Source organism: Flavobacterium sp. AC274, assembly GCF_979258275.1.
Map to the genome: position 1 here is coordinate 768,411 of NZ_OZ409852.1, position 21,261 is coordinate 789,671.

At 33.2% G+C, this 21,261-nt stretch carries 14 protein-coding genes and 2 pseudogenes; all 16 read left to right on the forward strand.

Annotation, left to right across the window (positions count from 1 at the left end; genetic code table 11):
- The first annotated feature begins 7 nt into the window (after positions 1-7).
- Entirely contained in the window at positions 8-1,636 is a 1,629-nt protein-coding gene (locus ACZZZT_RS03545) for a DUF4270 domain-containing protein (protein WP_463459425.1), read from the forward strand.
- Positions 1,637-1,645: 9 nt separating this feature from the next.
- Positions 1,646-3,491: pseudogene (gene glmS / locus ACZZZT_RS03550) on the forward strand (glutamine--fructose-6-phosphate transaminase (isomerizing)).
- A gap of 142 nt (positions 3,492-3,633) precedes the next feature.
- Complete coding sequence (locus tag ACZZZT_RS03555; protein ID WP_463459426.1) at positions 3,634-4,080, forward strand: T9SS type A sorting domain-containing protein; 447 nt, start codon at positions 3,634-3,636, stop codon at positions 4,078-4,080.
- 5 nt (positions 4,081-4,085) lie between these two features.
- Positions 4,086-10,286, forward strand: coding sequence for an FG-GAP-like repeat-containing protein (locus ACZZZT_RS03560; protein WP_463459427.1), 6,201 nt, complete (start codon positions 4,086-4,088; stop codon positions 10,284-10,286).
- A gap of 56 nt (positions 10,287-10,342) precedes the next feature.
- The gene (locus ACZZZT_RS03565) at positions 10,343-10,525 is read left to right on the forward strand and encodes a hypothetical protein (RefSeq protein WP_463459428.1); all 183 of its coding nucleotides are present in this window, start codon (positions 10,343-10,345) and stop codon (positions 10,523-10,525) included.
- Complete coding sequence (locus tag ACZZZT_RS03570) at positions 10,509-10,913, forward strand: hypothetical protein (protein WP_463459429.1); 405 nt, start codon at positions 10,509-10,511, stop codon at positions 10,911-10,913. The genes ACZZZT_RS03565 and ACZZZT_RS03570 overlap by 17 nt, the downstream gene beginning before the upstream one ends.
- 36 nt (positions 10,914-10,949) lie before the next feature.
- Positions 10,950-11,213 (forward strand): hypothetical protein, encoded by a 264-nt coding sequence (locus tag ACZZZT_RS03575; RefSeq protein ID WP_042563504.1) that lies wholly within the window; start codon positions 10,950-10,952, stop codon positions 11,211-11,213.
- Between the two features lie 364 nt (positions 11,214-11,577).
- Positions 11,578-12,201 (forward strand): hypothetical protein, encoded by a 624-nt coding sequence (locus ACZZZT_RS03580; RefSeq protein WP_463459430.1) that lies wholly within the window; start codon positions 11,578-11,580, stop codon positions 12,199-12,201.
- 12 nt (positions 12,202-12,213) lie between these two features.
- Positions 12,214-12,399, forward strand: a complete 186-nt coding sequence (locus ACZZZT_RS03585; protein WP_463459431.1) for a hypothetical protein — start codon at positions 12,214-12,216, stop codon at positions 12,397-12,399.
- A gap of 214 nt (positions 12,400-12,613) precedes the next feature.
- Positions 12,614-12,886, forward strand: a complete 273-nt coding sequence (locus tag ACZZZT_RS03590; RefSeq protein WP_463459432.1) for a hypothetical protein — start codon at positions 12,614-12,616, stop codon at positions 12,884-12,886.
- Positions 12,887-13,633: 747 nt separating this feature from the next.
- Positions 13,634-13,756, forward strand: a complete 123-nt coding sequence (locus tag ACZZZT_RS03595) for a hypothetical protein (RefSeq protein ID WP_463459433.1) — start codon at positions 13,634-13,636, stop codon at positions 13,754-13,756.
- A gap of 32 nt (positions 13,757-13,788) precedes the next feature.
- The gene (locus ACZZZT_RS03600; RefSeq protein WP_463459434.1) at positions 13,789-14,559 is read left to right on the forward strand and encodes a hypothetical protein; all 771 of its coding nucleotides are present in this window, start codon (positions 13,789-13,791) and stop codon (positions 14,557-14,559) included.
- Positions 14,560-14,561: 2 nt separating this feature from the next.
- Entirely contained in the window at positions 14,562-15,476 is a 915-nt protein-coding gene (locus ACZZZT_RS03605) for a hypothetical protein (RefSeq protein ID WP_463459435.1), read from the forward strand.
- Between the two features lie 3 nt (positions 15,477-15,479).
- Complete coding sequence (locus ACZZZT_RS03610) at positions 15,480-16,400, forward strand: hypothetical protein (protein ID WP_463459436.1); 921 nt, start codon at positions 15,480-15,482, stop codon at positions 16,398-16,400.
- Positions 16,401-16,702: 302 nt separating this feature from the next.
- Positions 16,703-19,512: pseudogene (locus ACZZZT_RS03615) on the forward strand (carboxypeptidase-like regulatory domain-containing protein).
- Positions 19,513-19,645: 133 nt separating this feature from the next.
- Complete coding sequence (locus ACZZZT_RS03620; RefSeq protein ID WP_463462375.1) at positions 19,646-21,172, forward strand: G-D-S-L family lipolytic protein; 1,527 nt, start codon at positions 19,646-19,648, stop codon at positions 21,170-21,172.
- The last annotated feature ends 89 nt before the right edge of the window (positions 21,173-21,261 follow it).

Below are 21,261 nucleotides of genomic sequence, written 5' to 3' on the forward strand. Positions count from 1 at the left end.
TTTAAACATGTATAATACTTCTTTCTTTAAGAAAATTCTATTAATAAGTACTGTAGTTCTTTTATATTCTTGCGACAAAGATTTTAATGCCATTGGAGATGATTTGATTGGAGACGATCATTTTGGTCTTGAATCTGAAAAATATGATGTTTTGGCTTACAATCAGGAAGTAACACCAATTCAGTCAAATTCTTTGACAGTAAATGCTTTAGGTATTTATGATAATCCGGTTTTAGGAACAACAACAGCAAATTATACCACGCAGGTTGCACTTGCTGCTTATGCTCCTTCTATTGGAGAATCGCCGGTAATACAAAGTGTTGTACTTAGCGTGCCTTATTTTAGTCATATAACAGCCACTAACCTTGATGGGAGTAGTACTTATGCATTAGACTCTATTTATGGAGCGCCGGAAGGAAAGTTAAAATTAAGTGTTTACGAGTCTGGTGTTCAAATGCGTGCTTCTTATTTTGATGATGGTAATCAATTTGCACAATTGTATAATACCGATATGGATACCGATACTGGTGTTCCAGAATATATAAATTTTGATACAAAAAAAGTTGGTAGTCGATTAAATACAGGAGGTGTATTAGAAAATGATCAATTCTTTTTTGACGCAAAACAAATCACTGATGTAACAACTACTGATGGTAAAGAAGTTACCACAAAAGTTGCTCCCGAAATGCGTTTGAATTTAGATAATGCCTTTTTTCAAAGTAAAATATTGAGTGCTCCGGCTGCAAAACTTGCTACTGCTGATGTTTTTCAGGAATATTTCAGAGGATTATATTTTCAAGTAGAAAGATCAGGGAGTGATCCAAGTAATATGGCTTTGATGGATTTTACAAAAGGTAAAATTACTATTAAATACAAGGCTAAAACTGATATTACGACTGATGGGGAAACTGTAGAAGACAGAACATTGGTTATTAATTTAACAGGAAGTACAGCTAGTTTACTTAAGGATGCCAAAAGTTCTGACTATGCAACTGCAATACAAAATCCGAATCCGGCAGGAGATGAAAGACTTTTCTTAAAAGGAGGTCAGGGATCACTTGCTGTATTAGAACTTAATGGTCTTGCTTCAAAACTAGAAGAAATTAGAGCCAATAAATGGCTGGTTAACGAAGCGAATTTGGTTTTTTATATCGATACTTTACAAATGGCTAAAACTGCTGATGGTAGTACTGATATCAAAAAAATGGCTAAAGAGCCGAAAAGAGTTTACTTGTATGACCTGGATAATAATTTGCCAATTGTAGATTATGCAACAGATGGTAGTACAAGTATAACAACTGATCCTCGAATGACAAAAGTTATTTACGGTGGTATAGTCAATGTAAATTCGACTACAAAAAGAGGGTCATATTATAAAATAAGATTAACTAATCATATTAGAAATATCATAAAAGATGCAAGTGCTAAAAATGTTAGGTTAGGTTTAGTTGCTATTGATGATATTAGCATTACAGCTTCGAATAAGTTGAAATTAAAAAACAGCGTTATTTCAGAAGCGCCACGATCGACAGTTATAACGCCGGTAGGAACAGTATTGTACGGAGGTGCATCAAGTTCAACAATCCCAACTGGTAAAAAATTACAACTTGAGATTTACTACACGAAACCAAATTAATAAATATATATGTGTGGAATTGTTGGATATATCGGTCATAGAGAGGCTTATCCTATTATTATAAAAGGATTAAAGCGTCTTGAGTACAGAGGATATGACAGTGCCGGGGTTATGTTATATGATAACTCAGGTATAAAACTTTGTAAAACAAAAGGTAAGGTTTCAGATCTTGAAGAGAAAGCAAAAGATAATTTTACTACAAACGGAACTATAGGAATTGGACACACTCGTTGGGCTACTCACGGGGTTCCAAACGACGTAAACTCACATCCGCATCTTTCAAATTCTGGTGAATTAGTAATCATTCACAACGGAATTATTGAAAATTATGCGCCTCTTAAAGAAGAATTAAAAAAGAGAGGATATACTTTTAAATCTGATACAGATACGGAAGTATTGGTGAATTTGATTGAAGAAGTTCAGAAAAAGAAAATATAAAATTGGGTAAAGCAGTTCAAATTGCTTTAAACCAAGTTGTAGGTGCTTATGCGATTGCGGTTTTTGATAAAAAAATCCAAACGAAATCGTGGCAGCAAGATTAGGAAGTCCGTTAGCGATTGGGGTTGGAGAAGGAGAGTTCTTCATTGCCTCAGATGCTTCGCCTTTCATTGAATATACCTCTAATGCTATTTATCTGGAAGATGGAGAAATGGCAAACATTAGATTGCATAAACCTCTTAAAGTTAGAAAAATTAAAGATGACTCTTTAGTTGATCCTTATATTCAGGAGCTTCAGATGAATTTGGAGCAAATTGAAAAAGGCGGCTACGATCATTTCATGTTAAAAGAAATATACGAACAGCCAAGCGTTATCAAAGATACTTACAGAGGAAGACTTCATGCCAATGAAGGAATTGTTCAAATGGCAGGTGTTGAAGATAATTTAGAGAAATTCTTAAACGCAAAACGTATTCTAATTGTAGCTTGTGGTACTTCATGGCACGCAGGTTTAGTAGCAGAATATATTTTTGAAGAGTTTACGCGTATTCCGGTTGAAGTTGAATATGCTTCTGAATTTAGATACCGTAACCCAATTATTAATAAAGATGACGTTGTTATCGCGATTTCTCAATCAGGAGAAACTGCAGATACAATGGCGGCTATTAAATTGGCAAAAGAAAATGGTGCTTTCGTATTTGGTGTTTGTAATGTTGTTGGTTCTTCTATTTCAAGAGAAAGTCATGCTGGAGCTTATACACACGCAGGTCCTGAAATTGGAGTAGCTTCAACAAAGGCATTTACAACTCAAATTACGGTTTTAACTATGATCGCTTTGCGATTAGGTAAAGCTAAAGGTACTTTGTCAAACACTGATTTCCACACTTATCTTCAGGAACTTGAAATTATTCCTGAAAAAGTAGCAGAAGCATTAGAAACAAATGACAGAGCAAAAGAAATTGCAGCAGCTTTTAAAGATGCTCCAAACTGTTTGTATTTAGGTCGTGGTTATAACTTCCCGGTTGCATTAGAAGGGGCTTTAAAATTAAAAGAGATCTCTTACATTCATGCTGAAGGTTACCCTGCGGCAGAAATGAAACATGGTCCAATTGCATTAATTGATGAGCATATGCCGGTTATTGTAATTGCACCGAAACAAGGTCATTATGACAAAATTGTAAGTAATATTCAGGAAATAAAATCAAGAAGCGGTAAAATTATTGCTGTAGTTACAAAAGGTGACACACAAGTTCGTGAGTTAGCCGATTATGTAATCGAGATTCCTGAAACTTCAGATGCGTTATCACCACTTATTACTACGATTCCGTTGCAATTACTTTCTTATTACATCGCTGTAATGAGAGGCTGCAATGTTGATCAGCCTCGAAATTTGGCAAAATCAGTTACTGTAGAATAAAGTTTATAAAATATTTATAATGCTATAAAAAGCGAGACTTAGGTCTCGCTTTTTTTATGGCTTTTAGTTTTTATTTAACATAAATTTGTAGGATTTAAATTATAACAATATATTTGTAGGAAATGTACTAAATACACGCCTTATGAATAAACTTTACACTATTGTTTTTTTACTTTTCTTTTCTGTAATGAATGCGCAGCCCAAACTAACTTTTAGTTATGATGTGGCAGGAAATCAAATTAACAGAATTCTTTGTATTAACTGTGTCTCAAAATCAGTTAAAGAAGTAAAAGAAATCGAAGCTATTACGCAAGATGATTTAGTACAATTTTCAGAAAAAGATGTTATCTCCTATTATCCCAATCCCGTAAAAGAGGAGTTGTATCTGCAATGGCAGTTAACGAAAGAAAATTACGCTACCTCCATCAACTTGTATTCTGTGACAGGTCAGGTTTTAAGGACTTATCAGCAAAACCTTCAGGAAAATAATCTTACGATACCTTTTCAGCAGTATCCTTCGGGAATTTATATTGTATTGATGTCATACAAAGACGGAGGAGAAAAATCGGTTAAAATCATCAAACAATAAACGCCATGAAAAAACTTTACTTTACTCTTATTTTTTTAGTTTTTGGTTTTTTGGTTTCGGCGCAGACTACCGAAGGAGAAATCGTTAGTGAAACAACCATTATAAAAAGGATTCCTAGTGATGACCCAATCAACACTACAACCAATAAAACACTTTTATCTGGGGTAATGGCCGCTACAAATGCTCCAACAGGCACTTCTGCAGAAGTAGGTATTACAGAAGGTGAATTATCAGTTTCGTTAAACGGAAATGCAAATTATACAATTCCTATTGCGGTACCAAAAGGTATAAATAATGTTGAACCTCAAATTAGTATAACTTACAATAGCCAAAACGGGCTAAGTGGTACTGCTGCACGTGGTTGGGATATTTCAGGAGTTTCCTCCATAACCAGAATTCCTGCTACTAAATTTCATGATGGAGTAATAGATCCCGTAGATTTTAATGCATTAGACAGATTTGCATTAGACGGACAAAGACTAATAGTAAAAAGTGGAACAACAGGAGTTTATGGGGCAGATAAAACAGTTTATGAAACTGAATATTTTTCAAATACTAAAATTACTTCTTATGGAGTTTCTCCTTTTGGCTCAAATTATGGTCCGGCTTACTTTTTAGTTGAATATCCAGATGGATCAAAAGCTTATTATGGCAATTCAACAAATTCCAGATCAATTATGGAATGGTCCATTTTATATTGGCAAAATGCTCAGGGAGTTAGAATTACTTACGATTATATTTCAATAAATAATACGTTATATATTGACACTATTAAATACGGAAATTCATATGATAATGCTCCTATGAACGAAATAAAATTTGGTTATGAAGAGAGAATTTTCCCTGAAAACAGTTATGTTGGAGGACAAAATATTATAAGAAGTAAAAGAATAAAAGCGATAAAAATCACTACAAGTGGTATTGGCTATAGGAATTATAGTTTCTCTTATATGGAAAGTGATCGTATCAAAAATGTAACTGAAACAAGTGGTGATGGCACAAAAAGTTATAATCCTACGGTTTTTGATTATGGAATGACTTCCGAGCAAAAAAAATATCAAAATATAGAGACTAAATTAAATTTAGGAAATATGACTTCCTTAAATATCGCTGCTGTTTCAGGAGATTTTGATGCAGATGGAAAAATGGACTGTTTGGTTTATCCAATACTTGGTGATGATACTAAAGCAAAGTATTGGTTATATGCTGATATTGAATCAGGAAATAATGTCAATATGGGCTTAGAACATAAAGTAGGTGCTTTTGAGGCTATTTTTCCGGCAACGTTTTTAAGTTCTGATAATAAAATTTTACCGCAAGGCTGGGTGGTTGCAAAAAAAACAGACTCAGATTATACTTTTTCAGTTTATGGAATGATAACCATACTAGGTACTACTAATATAATGAAGTATTATGATCGGGTTGTTACTATTCCGAAAACTATTTATCCAAAAAAAATGGTTTCAGGTGATTTTAATGGGGATGGCCTAACAGATGTTTTAATTATTGATGGCCAGTCTACTAGTGGCCAAATGACATTTGGTAAAAAAGTTTACTTTATTGACTTAAAAAGAGATACCACAATTAATTTTTTAACATTGCCGGGAGAGCTAACTACTTTTTTATCAGGAACAGCTAGGCTTGAGGTGGCGGATTTTAATGGCGACAGAAAATCTGATCTATTTATCTTTGACACTGGTTTTTTGACTATTTATTCACTTAGCGAAGATAATAAACTTATTGCGTTGTATAGAAACAACTCTTCAGACAACACTATTGGTAATATTAGCAGAACAACTGATATGCCAATTTTAATTGGTGATTATAATGGAGACGGAAAGTCTGATATCATGATTCCAAAAGCAAACGGTTCATCACAATGGTACAAATATACTTCTACGGGAAATACCATAATAAAAGAAGAGAAAACATATACGGCGGTTTTTAGCCCTAATGATTCGTATAACACTTATAATTATATTGCCACAGACTTTAATAATGATGGCAAAACAGATTTAATAAAAGTTTGTAATAAGGTTGAAAATAATAATGGTAATATTATTCTTTCGTGTTATGAGAGTATAAATGGTGATTTTATCAATCCCGTACAAACAACTGCTACGGGACTAAAACCCGACATTAATATTTATGCGCTTCCTGTATTTTTGCCTCAATCTTTGAATAGTTATAATAGCGCACCTAATAAAGCAAATTCAACACTTGAAATTGCCTTTTTTAATCAAAATAGAATCCATTTTTTTAACTCTGGAGGTGATTACAGAAAGTATAACTTATTAACCAGCATAACAACTGGCAACGGTGTACAGGAAGCCATTACTTATATCCCGTTAGACTCACAGTTTGCGAATACTTATCAAAATACTACTATTTATAAGCCAAGTAGCGGAATTGCGAGTTATCCGGATTTTGATATTACGATTGACCCTAATTTATACGTGGTTTCTAAAATAGAAAAACAAAGCAAAGACGATTACAAAAAAAGATTATTTGCCTATTATGGAGCTGTCTCAAATGTAGATGGTCTGGGATTTTTGGGTTTTAGATCTGTAAGTCAAACAGACTGGTACAATGATAATACAGCTATGTTTTCGAATATCACCAAAAATAATATTGACTTAAGAGGTGCCAATATTGAGAATTATTATGCTCGTGGATTTAGAGAACCTTTGGTTTCAACTCTTGATACTAAAACACCAAGCGCAATTGTTAAAGGGGGAAGTGTAGACTATACCGTAACGCAATCAGAAAATTTGGTAGCTACGGAAAGTATTACACTAAAACCCGGTACCTGGATTAAACCCGCTAGTGGAAGTACATTTTTGGCAAAAATAAACGAAGGAGCGAATGATTCGCCTAATACTCCTGTTGATTTTATAACAAAAGCTATTTCGACTTATGAAAGTAATCTTATGTCAAATAAAGTTTTCAGGCTAAAAAACACGGCTACTAAGGAATTTAACACACTAACTAATACCAATAATGAAGCGTATACAGAATATGATACCTATGACAATCCTGTAAAATCTACCACTATTATAAAAGAAGGATTTTCAACAGTTCAAACTACCGTTTCAGATGTTGCCTATTATAACGATGCTTTAGGATCAACTTATATTATTGGAAGACCATTGAGCAATTCCCAAAGCGTTTCTATAACTGGTAGTACAATGAATTCTGAAGAAAATTATGATTATAATGCGAGCGGACTTGTTAAACAAATTAGAAGAAAAGGAACCAATACTAATTACATTACAGAAGATAATGATTATGATGGTTTCGGCAATATTAAAAACAAAAAAATAACAGCTGTTGGACTGACACCAAGAGAAACAAGTTATCAATACGATTCTTCGGGTAGATTTTTGACACAAGTTACAGACCATGAAAAGCTTTCAACATCGTTTATTTATAATCCAAACGGTACATTAAAATCAGAAACAAACCCTTATAACCTTACCACATCATATACTTATGATGCCTGGTTTAAAAAGTTAACGGCAAAAGATGAGAAATTAAATAAAACAATCAGTTATGCCTATACCAGAAATGCCGAAAAAACAATTGTAACAACAACAACTGATGTATTAGACGGAAGTGCCACCGAAGAAATATTTGACGATCTTGGAAGAAAAATAAAATCAGGACAAAAAGATTTAAATGGAAACTTTAGATACGTATCTTTCATGTACGACGTTTTTGATCGAAACTATAAAACAAGCGAACCTTATTTTGGCTCAGATCCATCGCAATGGAATGAAACTAAATTTGATATTTACCACAGACCTACAGAAAGCCTATTGTTTACTACCAGAAGTACAACGGCCAGATATGATATGTTAACATCGACTATTGTTGATGGACAGAAAACAAAAAGTATAACAAAAAATGCTATTGGCAATATTATATCTTCTACCGAAACTACCGGTGGTACCATTAAGTACAACTATTTTGCCAACGGAAATCTAAAACAAACCGATTATAACGGTGTTAAAATAGATATTGAGCAAGACGGCTGGGGACGAAAAACGGTTTTAAAAGATCCGTCTGCTGGTACTTTTACTTATAAAAACAATGATTTAGGAGAGCTTGAAATTGAAACCAGTAAAAACGGCGAAGTTGTAACCACAATTACGCGTGATAATACAGGGAAACCAATTAAAAAAACAGTGTTAGGATCAGGAACAGATACTGAAACTATTTATCAGTACGATACATTAACCCAGCAGCTTATTAAAAGTATTTTTAATGATAGAAAAGAGCCAACAGGAAAAAATCAAATTATTACAACCTATACGTATGATGATGCTTTTAAAAGACTATTAAAAATAGTTGAAGATAAAACAGGGGGAGCTAAATTTATCAACACATTTACTTATGATGGATTAGGAAGAATTGATACAGAAACCAAACAGGCAGAATTAGGCTCAAGAAAGATTGGTCTGACTACACAAAGAAAATATAAAAATGGTAATTTGTATCAAATTCTTGAGAATAATGCTAAAAAAGTATTATGGCAAATTAACGAGTTAAACGCAAAAGGCCAAATAAAGGAAAGCATTGTAGGTAATGGTATAAAAACTACCAATGAGTATGATACCAATGGCTATTTGTCAAAAATACAATATGATAAAACAAATGGACAAACCGAAAATGTTTTGACCTTAAATACAAAATTTGATTTTAAAACAGATAATTTAGAAAACCGTACAAATAGTGCATTTAATAATTATACCGAAAATTTTAAGTATGATGAATTAGACAGGCTTAATGAATTTACCAACAAAGATGGCATTGTAGAGATTCAAAACTATGAGGCATCCGGAAAAATAAAAAACAATAATTTAGGAACTTATAATTACAGTAAAGACAAACCCTACCAAAACACGTCTATTACACTGACGCCGGAAGCCTACGAATATTATGCTAACAGAGAAGGTGCTTTTAATCAAGGCACAACAGAAAGAAAATTAGATATTACCTATAACGCTTTTAAATCTCCGCTGCAAATTACAGAAACAACGATAGACAAAATAAGTTTTTCGTATAACGACAACAACCAGCGTAGTACCATGTATTACGGAAGTCTGGAGGATGAAGTACTAAGGCCTTTGCGTAAACATTATGCTGCAGATGGGACTATGGAGATCAAAGAGAATATAAAAACCGGAAGCACTGAGTTTGTTATTTATGTAGGAGGCGACGGTTATACTGCTCCTATAATAGCTAAAAATGACGGTATATATACAGCTCCAAATATTTCATATTTACATCGTGATTATCAAGGAACAATTCTAGCTATAACCGATGCCAGCGCAGTTGTTATGGAAAGACGATTGTTTGACGCCTGGGGCAGTTTAATAAAAGTAGAAGATAAAAACGGTAATACACTTGCAGGATTAACATTTTTAGACAGGGGTTATACCGGTCATGAACATTTGCAAAGTGTAGGTTTGATAAACATGAATGCAAGGTTATACGACCCAATGCTTCATAGATTTTTGCAGGTAGACAATTATATACAAGATCCTACTAATACGCAAAATTACAACCAGTATGGTTATGTATTAAACAACCCATTGTTGTACACTGACCCTAGTGGAAATGCTTTTAGCGATGGTAAAGATTGTGTAAATTGCGGTGTAAATTATCCGGTTTATAATCCTGACAAGATGCAAGATAATAAACCTCTTGCTGATGGTCTTCATAGATGGGTAGGCGGATGGGCCAGTGCCAGAAATATTGATGAAGCTGGTACTGCGATAGGAAAAGCTGCCAGAGATGTGGGAAATTTTATTGGTAGAAATATCAGGTCATTTTTTGGAGGTGGACATAGAAGTTCTGGACCACCACCTAATATGAGTAGTTATGCGAATTTGAACAGCAGTAATTATTTGAGTACACAATTGGGAGTCAGTAATAATAATTTTGTTGCAAGTTCAATATCAACAGGATTATGGGGAATTAACTCTGCCATCGGAGGAATTTCCACCTATATGGTTGAGAGTGCTCAGTTTTACAAAATGAATGAAGTATGGCACGTAACTAAAACTGCTGGAACGAGTTTTTTTGGCAAGCTAGATGGAAAAATCCGGGGGCAATGTATCACAGAGCTAATCAAATTGCGAAAGTTCAAAAGGCTAGAAATCTTTCTACAAAGCTCACAAAGGTTGGTGGGGCTTTGTTAGTAGCTGATATAGCGCTTTCAGGTGATATAAAACCATCTCATGTAATAAATGGAATAATGTTAGGAGCATCGACAACAGGTGTGGGATCAATAGTTGCAGGAGCGTGGTTTGTTGCTGATTTTGGAACAATGGGAGTAAATTTTTTAATTAATGGTGAGGCTAAAGGACTGGGTGACATGATTGATGAAAGTAGTTTTGGACAACAAACAACAATAAAAATGTATGAAGGATTATATTAATAAAATCGATTTTCCAGTTTTGGATATCTCGATAGATGAGTGGGGTAAGGAAAATTTAAGCGAAATAATATTTTATGATATTTATTTTCGCAATAAATCTTATGAATTATTTGAAGAATTAAGATTAAATCACAAAGTTATAGATAGTAAGGGAAATATTTTTAAGATTGTTAGACTTCAAAAAAGAAGGACAAGTTGGATCAATTTTTTTGTAAAACCGAAACAAGAAATGATATTTGAGTTATTAGATGAAACAATTAATTTAGATGATTTCAAAGATTTTATGTTCAATAAAGTAAATACTCTTGAAGTAAATGAATATAAATTTCAGTGGATGGAAAACATTAGAAAAGCTAAAAATTTTGAGCAGTTAATAAGGGGATTTTAACTAGATATGTAAATATTCCAACTAAAATTTAAAAATATGAGTTCAGAAGTTTATTTAGAAAGAGTAATTTATGGTTTACCAATAGGTTTGGGAATGTTTTTTTTAGGCTTATTTTTTTATTTTTCATATAGAAAAAAGAATATTAAACCAGTTTACGGAGTTAAGAGAGAAAATTTATTAGGGTATTTATCAGATGCAGCTAAAATTTTTGCTTATCATTATAGTTTAGGATTAATGTTTATAGGAGGTGTCATAATATTAATGGCGGTTGTTTTTCTTATTTTAAGTTTTGTAAGCTAGGTTACATGAATTAATATGCCGCGCTCTACGAAGTTTTCATTATAGTAGCTGTGCGAATGTCTCTGACTTCGCACCAGCAAAATGATTGAGTTGTGTATGGAAAGCGATTATTATTATTATTCTAAAGACAATTTTGTAAAAAGTCGGAGACTTATAGAGGTTTAAGTTTTTATGAGAACTGGTAAATTAAAAATGCAAAGTCAGGAGACTTCGCATAGCGGGAGATAGTCGATACGCAGAATATAGAAGTTTAACAAAGAATATAACTTATAAAAAATAACAACATGAATAAAATAATATCATCTTTTTTTATTTTGCTTTTTGTATGCTGTGTCAATAAAAAGAAAATAAAAATGATTTAGAATTGGAAATTTTGAATGATACCTTGGTCGCTTTTCCATTTGATATAAAAAAAGACACAATAAATGTGTTAAATTATTCAATTCAAAATAACTCAAATCATATTTATTATTTTAAGCAAGGCTCGGGGAATGATTCATTATCAAAAAAGGTTTATAAAAATGGAATTTTTGTAAGCCTGTATGATACTGCTAACAAAGAAGTTGCTTATTCTGATGAATTACCTTTTGAGTCTCAAAATAAATCTAATTGTGATTCGCATTGTAATTTTTTACAGTCAATTAGATTAGTTAAAGACGCTGAAAGATTAAAAGAATCCATCAAAGGAGGTTACTATAATACCAAGGATAAAAGACACTATTTTTTTATACATCCAAAAGAAAAATTATTTTTTAAACAGTATATCAATTTAACAGACTCTATGAGGTATGAAGATACTAGAATTAATTATGCGCATTTAAAAAGAAATATAAAATATTATTCTAATTTTTATATACCAAGTGATTCAACTGCTTACAAAGAAGAATTGCCAGGAGATATCCTTAAAACGATTGAAACAAATAATGTTAAGATTTATCATGGGATAATTGAGTCAATAAATAGAATACCTATAAAAATTATTGAGTAATGTATTCCCCCGATGGAGTTGACTGCTGGAGGTGCTTATGCTGGACCTTACGGAGTTTTGGCAGGGATTTTAATAGGCGGTGGTTTTCAAGGACTTGAATATTCTTATAATATTGTTGCGCCACAAATACAATCCAGTTATAATAGCTTTGTTAATGGTTTGTACCCAGCATCCTATAATGCACAGTTTAGAAGATAAATTTAATGTAAAACAATAGTTGTATGATACTTAAAACAAATTTTTGGAACCAAATAAAAATGCTTAAAGATTTGATTATTACGTCAATATTATATTTTTCATTTCTATACTTTAGTCGGAATACTTTTGATTGCAAATTAATTGTTTTTTTGCTTGTTCCTTATTTTTTGATGTTTTTTTGCCTACTATGTTTTTGCATTTCAATTACTTAAACATGAATAACGGATTTGTGTTTGAAATACGTAGTAATGAAATACTTAAAAAAAATGGCAAAGACATTTCAAGATATAAAACTAATGATATAACGCAAATATTATTTTATGAAGGCGGAACGAGAAGTAATGGATATGCTGGTTTGGCTCATGCTGGTGCGAGTATCTTGCTCGTGAACGTAAAGATGTCTCGTCCTGAAAAAGTTTACATATTTATACTTAATCCTAAAATAGATTTACAGTCATATTTTAGTCCTGCTATTGGTTTACAATAGTAAGGCTTTTTACATTATAATTCTTCCATAATTTTTCTGTTTTTTATATTGTATTGATGTACCTGGTTTGGTGCAAGGTTACCTATGCTCATATGGGGTCTTTCGTTGTTATAAATGCAAAGTCAATAGACTTTCAGGAGCAGGTTTATTTAAAAGAATCAAATTGATTTAGAAAAAAGAATCTTGAAAATAAATAAAATGAAAAAACCATATATTCTTGTAATATTAATTAGTAATATTGTTTTTTTGTCAAAATAATCTTTCGCTAACGGAGAAATTAATATAGGAATTGGTAATTCGGTAAGTAAATTATCTGTGTAGGTTGTATAACAAATATATAGTGGTTTATATAATATTTTGTCCCAAACTGCAATTTCAGAAGCAACTTCAAAATATGAGAGATTAGAGGATAGTATGCACTGAAATATATGGATAATGTTTTTTTAAGATTGGCTGTTGGAGAAGAAACGACTCCTTAGGCTAAAACTTATATATCAGGATGTTTTACAGTTCCCGATATGTATCGAAATATTGTTTTTGGAACTTCTAATGTCTTACGTATACGTATTGATTAGAATGGTAACATAGGCATTGGCGTGACAAACCCTTACAGGTGCCGGAAATATTCATGCATGAGAAGTAAAAGTAAAAATAGATGCCAGAGTTGTTGCTCATTATGTTTTTGCAAATGATTATAAATTAAAATCGCTGTTGGGAGTTGAGAATTATATAAATGAAAATAATCGCTTGCCAGAAATACCGTCACTTTTTGAAATTGAAAATATCGGTTTAATGTTGGAGGAGATGAATTTGCTTAAGAAAATTGAAGAATTGACACTTTATATTATTGATCAGGATAAACCAATTTAAAAATTAGAAACTAACAAAAGAATAAGAAGAGTATGAAGAAATTAAAAAAAGCGAAAATATTAGCATTGTTTATTATAACATTATTTTCAATAAATCTCTATTCACAAGATATTGCTTTAGTAAATAAAATAGTTGGTCATGGAGATGCAGCAAATTATTATATTGGTCATTTTCCCGTTTTGGGATCAAGCGGTCTGGATATTCATTGGTATGGAGGTATACGATTTGGAGATGGTATAAATAATGATATCATGCATATAAGAAACGGCAGAGTAGGAATTGGAACTTATCAACCAACCTCGCCTTTATCTATAGGAGATAATCATGGGGTGAAACTATCAATAGGAAATTTGGCGTGGGCAAATCCTTTAATAATCGAAACTGGGTATACTGAACAGACTGGTGATTTTACAGATCTTAAAGTTGCAAGTTATGGGTCAAGTAGTGGAATTGTTCGTATTTTGCAAAATGGCAATGTCGGTATCGGCACAACAAAACCGGATTCGAGACTTACTGTGGCCGGAAATATTCATGCACAGGAAGTAAAAGTAACTGTTAATGCAGGATTAGTTCCTGATTATGTTTTTGCAAATGATTATAAATTAAAATCATTACAGGAAGTTGAAGAATATATTAAGCAAAATAGTCATTTACCCGAAATCCCATCTGCAACGGAAATAGAGAAAAATGGATTAATGCTGGCAGAAATGAATTTGACGTTGCTTAAGAAGATTGAAGAGTTGACGCTTTATATGATTGAAATGAAAAAGGAAATTGAACTTTTAAAAAGCGATAAAAAATAATTATGAAAAATATTGTCACCTTTATCTTCATTATTGCATCCTTCAATGCATTCTCTCAAATTAACTCCCCAAATGGAAGTAATATTTTTAGTTACAATGGTCTCGCTGATGTGATCTTTAGGTTTACAGATAGAGGGTCAGGGGGAAGGGCTTTTGTTCATGCAGACTACAATGTTTTGGCTCTAAATTTTGAAAATGATTTTAGTGGAGGAACGAGAATTGGTAATGATGTGTATTTTAAAGATAGAGGAAATTCTTTTATTGCTTCTGGAAATTTTGGTATAGGTACCACTAATCCTTTGGCAAAACTTGAAGTAAGGAATGGGAATATAATTGTGAGAAACTTTGAAAATAGGCTTAATGAATCAGCAATTATGATTGCGCATTCTATTAGTATTGGTGACTACGATACATTTGGAACTTCTGTTAGAACTTTTACCGAAAGTGCTGATGCAAATATTTATGCTCTGCAGTTTTTTACTCAGCAATCTCATCAAACTGGTCAAACTGAAAAATTGCGAATTCAAGGAAACGGCAACGTCGGCATCGGTACACCAAATCCAGATTCTAAACTTACAGTTGCCGGAAACATTCATGCACAGGAAGTAAAAGTAACCATTAATGCAGGATCAGTTCCTGATTATGTTTTTGCGAATGATTATAAACTAAAATCATTACATGAAGTCGAAGATTACATCAAACAAAATAGTCACTTGCCGGAAATTCCATCGGCAACGGAAATAGAAAAGAACGGGTTAATGCTGGCAGAAATGAATTTAAGCCTTCTTAAGAAAATGGAAGAAATGACACTCTATATGATTGAACAGAATAAGAAAATTGAACAGATAAAGAAAGAAAACGAATCTTTTAAAATTGTTTTCGAAAGACTATCTAAAATTGAACAAAAATTAAAATAACAGATGCATAAAAAAAATGAGAATAGTAAAATAATTATAGTACTGGCAATTGTATTGTTTAATGCAATAAACATGGTAGCTCAAACTTTAAACCCGACTTACAATATAGCGACACCTGGTGAAGCAGATACTTTTAAAGGAGGTTATACCTTTTCATATGTGGCTGCAGGCACACCATGGAATGGTGCATTAATAAGCTTTGGAGGAGGTGGAAATACCTACGATTGTCAAATAAGTTCTGATTATGGTTTAAACCGTATCTCTTTCAGAACCAGAAATGGTGATTATAACGTTTGGAACCCCTGGAATGAAATTCCAACAATATTAGGAGACAATAACTTTAGAGGAAATCAAAATATAGCAGGGTCGCTAGGTATATCTACATCGGTGTTAACTTCTCCATTGACAGTGGGGGAATTTCATGGGGTAAAATTATCAGTGGGTGGGACAACATGGGCAAGTAAAAATATCCTTTATACAAGTTGGATTTCAGGAATTGGAGATTTTACTGAAATAGATGTTGTAGGTAAATATGCAAATAATGCTTTTATAAGGTTAATTGAAAATGGTAATGTAGGTATTGGCGCAACAAACCCAGATTCAAAACTTACCGTTGCCGGAAACATTCATGCACGGGAAGTAAAAGTAACAATTAACGCAGGATCAGTTCCTGATTATGTTTTTGCTAATGATTATAAATTAAAATCATTACAGGAAGTCGAAGATTACATCAAACAAAATAGTCATTTACCTGAAATTCCATCGGCTACAGAAATAGAGAAAAACGGATTAATGCTGGCAGAAATGAATTTAAGCCTGCTTAAGAAAATGGAAGAAATGACACTCTACATGATCGAACAAAATAAGCAAATCATCGATTTAAAAAACCGATTAGAAAAAGTTGAATCAACTTCAGTAAAATAATAAAAAAAACTACATAATGTTAAAAAGCGAGATTTTATATCTCGCTTTTTTTATTTGTCAAATATTTTTCTACAACGTTGTATTTTTATTAAATCCTCATTTTTTCTCTTAATTTTTATATGTATGCATAGTAATTAAGATTGCGAAAGCGCTCTTCTTGTCGTTAGTTTAACAAAACAGAATACAGAAAAGTTAAAATACAGGCAAAAAACATGTGTAATATTAATTTTTTTTAACGTTTTTTTATTAATATCAAAATTATTTGTATTTTGGTAACATAAACTAACAAAAAACCTAAACCAATGAGAGTGTATTTGCTAATTATGTTGTTTTTCTGCGGAATTTCCTTTGCGCAGAATACAGTTACCGGTTCTGTAACCGACAGTAACAAACAATCTATTCCTGGTGCCAATATTAATGTAGTGGGAAGTTCGAGTGGAGCTTCAACCGATTTTGATGGTTCCTTTAAATTGAATACTTCTGCTAAACCACCTTTTGTAATTAAAGTTTCGGCAGTAGGATTTGAAACAAAAACAATCAATATTACATCATTAAATCAAAATGTCAGTGTAGTTTTAAAAGATGAAGAAACGAAATTAGACGAAATTGTAGTTTCTGCTTCAAGAACTCCTGAACGTGTAATCGAATCTCCTGTTACAATTGAAAGAATGGGAATTCAGGAAATTAAAAACACCACGGCAGCTACTTTTTATGACGGTTTAGAGAATTTAAAAGAAGTAAATTTTAATACAAGCAGTATTTCTTTTAAATCAATAAATACCCGAGGTTTTGCTACAGTGGCAAATACTCGTTTTATGCAATTAGTCGACGGAATGGATAATTCGTCACCAGCCTTAAACTTTGTATTAGGAAACTTAATTGGTGTTTCTGATATTGATGTGGCAAGTGTAGAACTTTTGCCGGGAGCGTCTTCTGCATTATACGGCGCCAATGCTTTTAACGGTATTATGTTTATGACTAGTAAAAGTCCTTTTGCTAATGAAGGAATAAGTGTTTATTATAAATACGGACAAACAAGTCAGGACGCTGCCGGAACAAATGATTATAATGATTTTGGAATCAGAGCGGCAAAAGCATTTACCAAACATTTTGCTTTGAAAGCGAATTTCACGTACATGGAGGCTTCCGAGTGGATCGCAGCAGATACGAGAAGTATGACCGGCGGTTCTGTTGGACATGCAATGAATCAAAATTACGATGGATTAAATATATATGGAGATGAAGTTACAACGTTTATTCCAAATGTTGGCCAGGTAAGTAGAACCGGATATCGTGAGCAGGACTTAACTGATAACAAAGTTAAAAGTATGAAGGCCGATTTTAGCGCTCACATCAAGCCTTTTGCAGATGATACTGAAATTATATTGCAATATAAAATTGGTACAGGGAGTACAATTTATCAGGGAGCAAACAGATATGCTTTGAAAGATTTCTTAATGCAACAGGGTAAATTTGAAATAAAAGGAAAGAACTTTTTGGAAGGGTTTATTTTACAAGTGAAGATGCAGGAGATTCTTATGATATGAGATTTGCCGGATGGAATGTAAACAGATTAGCAAAATCTGATAAAAACTGGTTTACAGATTACGGAACAGCATTTCAATTATCATCAGCAGTACTTGGTTTTAATGCAAATGACGCTGCTAATTATGCAAGAAATTTTGCTGATTACAATGTTGCGCCAGGTTTAGGATTAACTCCAAATATTGATCCTCTTAATCCAAGTGCTCCGAGATCAGCAAGATTTGAGCCGGGTTCTGCACAATTTAATAATGCGCTTACTACTGTAACTTCTAATCCTGATTTAACTCAGGGAGCAAAATTTATTGATCATTCAAAATTATATCATTCAGATATAAATTATAATTTCAGAGATCTTATCAAATTTGCAGAAATTCAGGTTGGTGGTTCTTGGAGAAAATATATAATGGATTCAGAAGGAACAATCTTTACAGATTACGATGGTCCGATCGATTATAAAGAATATGGTGCATATGCACAATTGCAAAAAAAATGGATGGACGACAGATTGAAATTTACAGGATCTGTACGTTACGATAAAAGCCAGAATTTTGACGGTAATGTTTCACCAAGAATTTCATTTGTATATTCTGCAGGTGAATCAAAAAGACATAATTTCAGAGTATCCTATCAAACAGGTTTCCGTAACCCAACTACTCAGGATCAATATATTGGTTTAGATTTAGGACCTTTTGCATTAATTGGTTCTGCAGCTGATAATTTAGATCGTTTTCAGGAAACTCAGCCTGTAAGTCTTGCCGGTCAGGCTTTACCAGGTAATGGAGCAACAGTTGATTTATCAGGTCGCAGTGCTTATGAAAACTCTTATACGTTAGCTTCTGTTCAGGCATTCGCGGCATCTGCAAATCCAGCTGATCTTAAAGTAGCAAATCCTAGATTAGTAAAACCAGAAGAAGTACAGGCTTTTGAAGTAGGGTATCGTACAGTGGTTCAAAACGACTTGTCTATTGATATCAATGGATACTACAATATTTACAACGATTTTATGAATACCTCGAGAGTAATTACTCCTTATTATGGAACAGCAGGATCAGATCCTACAGATCCTAATGTTCAGTTAAGTTATGCTGCTTTGGCTTTTGGTGACAGAAGAGTTTATCAGGTATACACCAATACTACTGCTCAAATTACATCATTAGGTTTTGGAGTTGGATTGTCTAAAAAAGTATATAAAGACTTTGAATTAGGAGTTAATTATAATTATGCTCAATTTGATTTTGATCAAACAGAAGATCCAAGTTTTGTTGCAGGATTTAATACTCCGAAACACAGAATTAAAGGTTCTTTTGGAAATGCTAAAGTGACTAAGAACTTAGGTTTTAATGTTAATGTAAGATGGAATACAGAATATTTGTGGCAATCTTCTTTTGGAGATGGAATGATTCCGGAAAATACAGTGCTTGATGCTCAGGTTAATTATGGTATTCCAAAATTAAAATCTGTTATTAAAGTTGGAGCAACAAATCTTTTTGGGAAAGATTACCTTCAGGTAGTTGGTGCAGGTATGGTTGGTCAGATGTGGTTTGCTTCATGGATAATCAATCCTTAAAACGAAAATGATTATTTGATCAAAAAAGATTTTCTTTCTTTTTACGGCTTACTAAATAAGAAAGAGCTAATAATTTAAAAGTTAATAACATGAAAAAAATATAAAATGGCTATTATTGGTTTCTTTGACCTTTATGGCAGCTTGTAATAATGACGATGATAACAATACTCCCGAAGAAGTTCCTGTAACTCCCGGTTCGGCAGTTTTTACAAAATATGTAGCGCTTGGAGATTCTTTTGCTGCAGGATATAGTGATAATTCATTGTTCAAGAAAGGACAGGAAAATGGATATGCCAATATATTATCTCAGCAATTTGCAGCAGCAGGCGGTGGTACTTTTACGATACCGTATGCAAATGATAATATTGGAGGATTATTGTTTGGAGGTCAGGTAAATCCGGCTTTCGGACCACGTTTGTACTTTAACGGAACCGCACCACTTCCTGTATCTGGCGTGCCAACGACCGAAGTTATGACACATCTTACAGGTACTTTTAATAATTTAGGAGTTCCTGGTGCTAAAAGCTTTCACTTAGTAGCAAACGGTTATGGTAATCCGGCAGGTTTGGCAATTGGGGCAGCGAATCCTTATTTTGTTCGATTTGCAAGTTCACCTTCAACTTCAGTTTTGGCAGATGCATTAATTCAGACACCTACATTTTTCTCTTTGTTTATTGGAGGAAATGATGTCCTGAGTTATGCAACTTCTGGCGGAGTTGGAAAAGATCAGACAGGAAATCCAAATCCGGCAACTTACGGTAGCAATGATATTACAGATCCTACTGTTTTTGCAAATGTATATTCTTCTATGGCAACTGCTTTAACTGCAAATGGAGCAAAAGGAGTAGTGGCAAATTTACCTTATATCACGGCTTTGCCTTATTTTACAACAGTTCCTTACAATCCGCTTACGGCTAAATCAATTGGACTTAATAATGAAGAAGTAGGGAAAGCTACCATAAAAGCACTTAATACACAATTATACGGTCCGTTAAAACAAGTGCTTACTGCATTGGGAGCCGGAGACAGAATTAATTTATTATCTGAAACTGCTTCAAATCCGGTATTGATAAAAGATGAAAGCTTACCAAATTTAGCAACTCAATTAGCTCAGGCATTTGCGCCAACTTTAGGAGCGCAAACTGCGGGTTTTTATGGTGCTGTTTTTGGACAGGCGAGACAAGCTACAGCTGCAGATCTTGTAGTGCTGCCAGTACGAACTGTGATTGGTACAGTGCCTAGTGCTGCTGACTCGGGAATTGGTATGATTCCGCCTGCCCCATTAGATAAATTCGGAATCACATTTCCATTACAGGATAAACACGTTCTTATTCCAACAGAAAGTGCTGAAATTAAGAAAGCAACAGATGCTTACAATACCACAATTTCTGCAGTTGCAACCGAAAAAGGTTTGGCATTTGTTGATACAAGAGCGGTTTTAACGCAATTGGCAAGTACAGGAATCAAATTTGGAAATTTCAGTTTAACGTCAGCCTATGTTACCGGCGGTGCTTTTTCATTAGACGGAATTCACCCAAGCGCAAGGGGTTATGCATTAATTTCTAATATTTTTGTAGATGCCATTAATGCAAAATACGGTTCAACTTTACGCCATGTAGATTTGAGCGCATATCCAAGTCAATATCCTAAATCATTATAAAAAACCATTTTTTTCTAAAAAGCCACTCGTTTTTAAAATGTAGTGGCTTTTTTTAATTGTGAAAAAAATTGCCATTTTAGATATTTCAG

What these genes read in the sequence shown, in the direction of transcription:
- ACZZZT_RS03560 (WP_463459427.1), top strand. Translation starts at nt 4,086, where the DNA reads ATGAAAAAACTTTACTTTACTCTTATTTTTTTAGTTTTTGGTTTTTTG.
- ACZZZT_RS03570 (WP_463459429.1), top strand. Translation starts at nt 10,509, where the DNA reads ATGAAGGATTATATTAATAAAATCGATTTTCCAGTTTTGGATATCTCG.
- ACZZZT_RS03585 (WP_463459431.1), top strand. Translation starts at nt 12,214, where the DNA reads ATGGAGTTGACTGCTGGAGGTGCTTATGCTGGACCTTACGGAGTTTTG.
- ACZZZT_RS03575 (WP_042563504.1), top strand. Translation starts at nt 10,950, where the DNA reads ATGAGTTCAGAAGTTTATTTAGAAAGAGTAATTTATGGTTTACCAATA.
- ACZZZT_RS03555 (WP_463459426.1), top strand. Translation starts at nt 3,634, where the DNA reads ATGAATAAACTTTACACTATTGTTTTTTTACTTTTCTTTTCTGTAATG.
- ACZZZT_RS03610 (WP_463459436.1), top strand. Translation starts at nt 15,480, where the DNA reads ATGCATAAAAAAAATGAGAATAGTAAAATAATTATAGTACTGGCAATT.
- ACZZZT_RS03600 (WP_463459434.1), top strand. Translation starts at nt 13,789, where the DNA reads ATGAAGAAATTAAAAAAAGCGAAAATATTAGCATTGTTTATTATAACA.
- ACZZZT_RS03545 (WP_463459425.1), top strand. Translation starts at nt 8, where the DNA reads ATGTATAATACTTCTTTCTTTAAGAAAATTCTATTAATAAGTACTGTA.
- ACZZZT_RS03565 (WP_463459428.1), top strand. Translation starts at nt 10,343, where the DNA reads ATGTTAGGAGCATCGACAACAGGTGTGGGATCAATAGTTGCAGGAGCG.
- ACZZZT_RS03620 (WP_463462375.1), top strand. Translation starts at nt 19,646, where the DNA reads ATGGCAGCTTGTAATAATGACGATGATAACAATACTCCCGAAGAAGTT.
- ACZZZT_RS03605 (WP_463459435.1), top strand. Translation starts at nt 14,562, where the DNA reads ATGAAAAATATTGTCACCTTTATCTTCATTATTGCATCCTTCAATGCA.
- ACZZZT_RS03590 (WP_463459432.1), top strand. Translation starts at nt 12,614, where the DNA reads ATGAATAACGGATTTGTGTTTGAAATACGTAGTAATGAAATACTTAAA.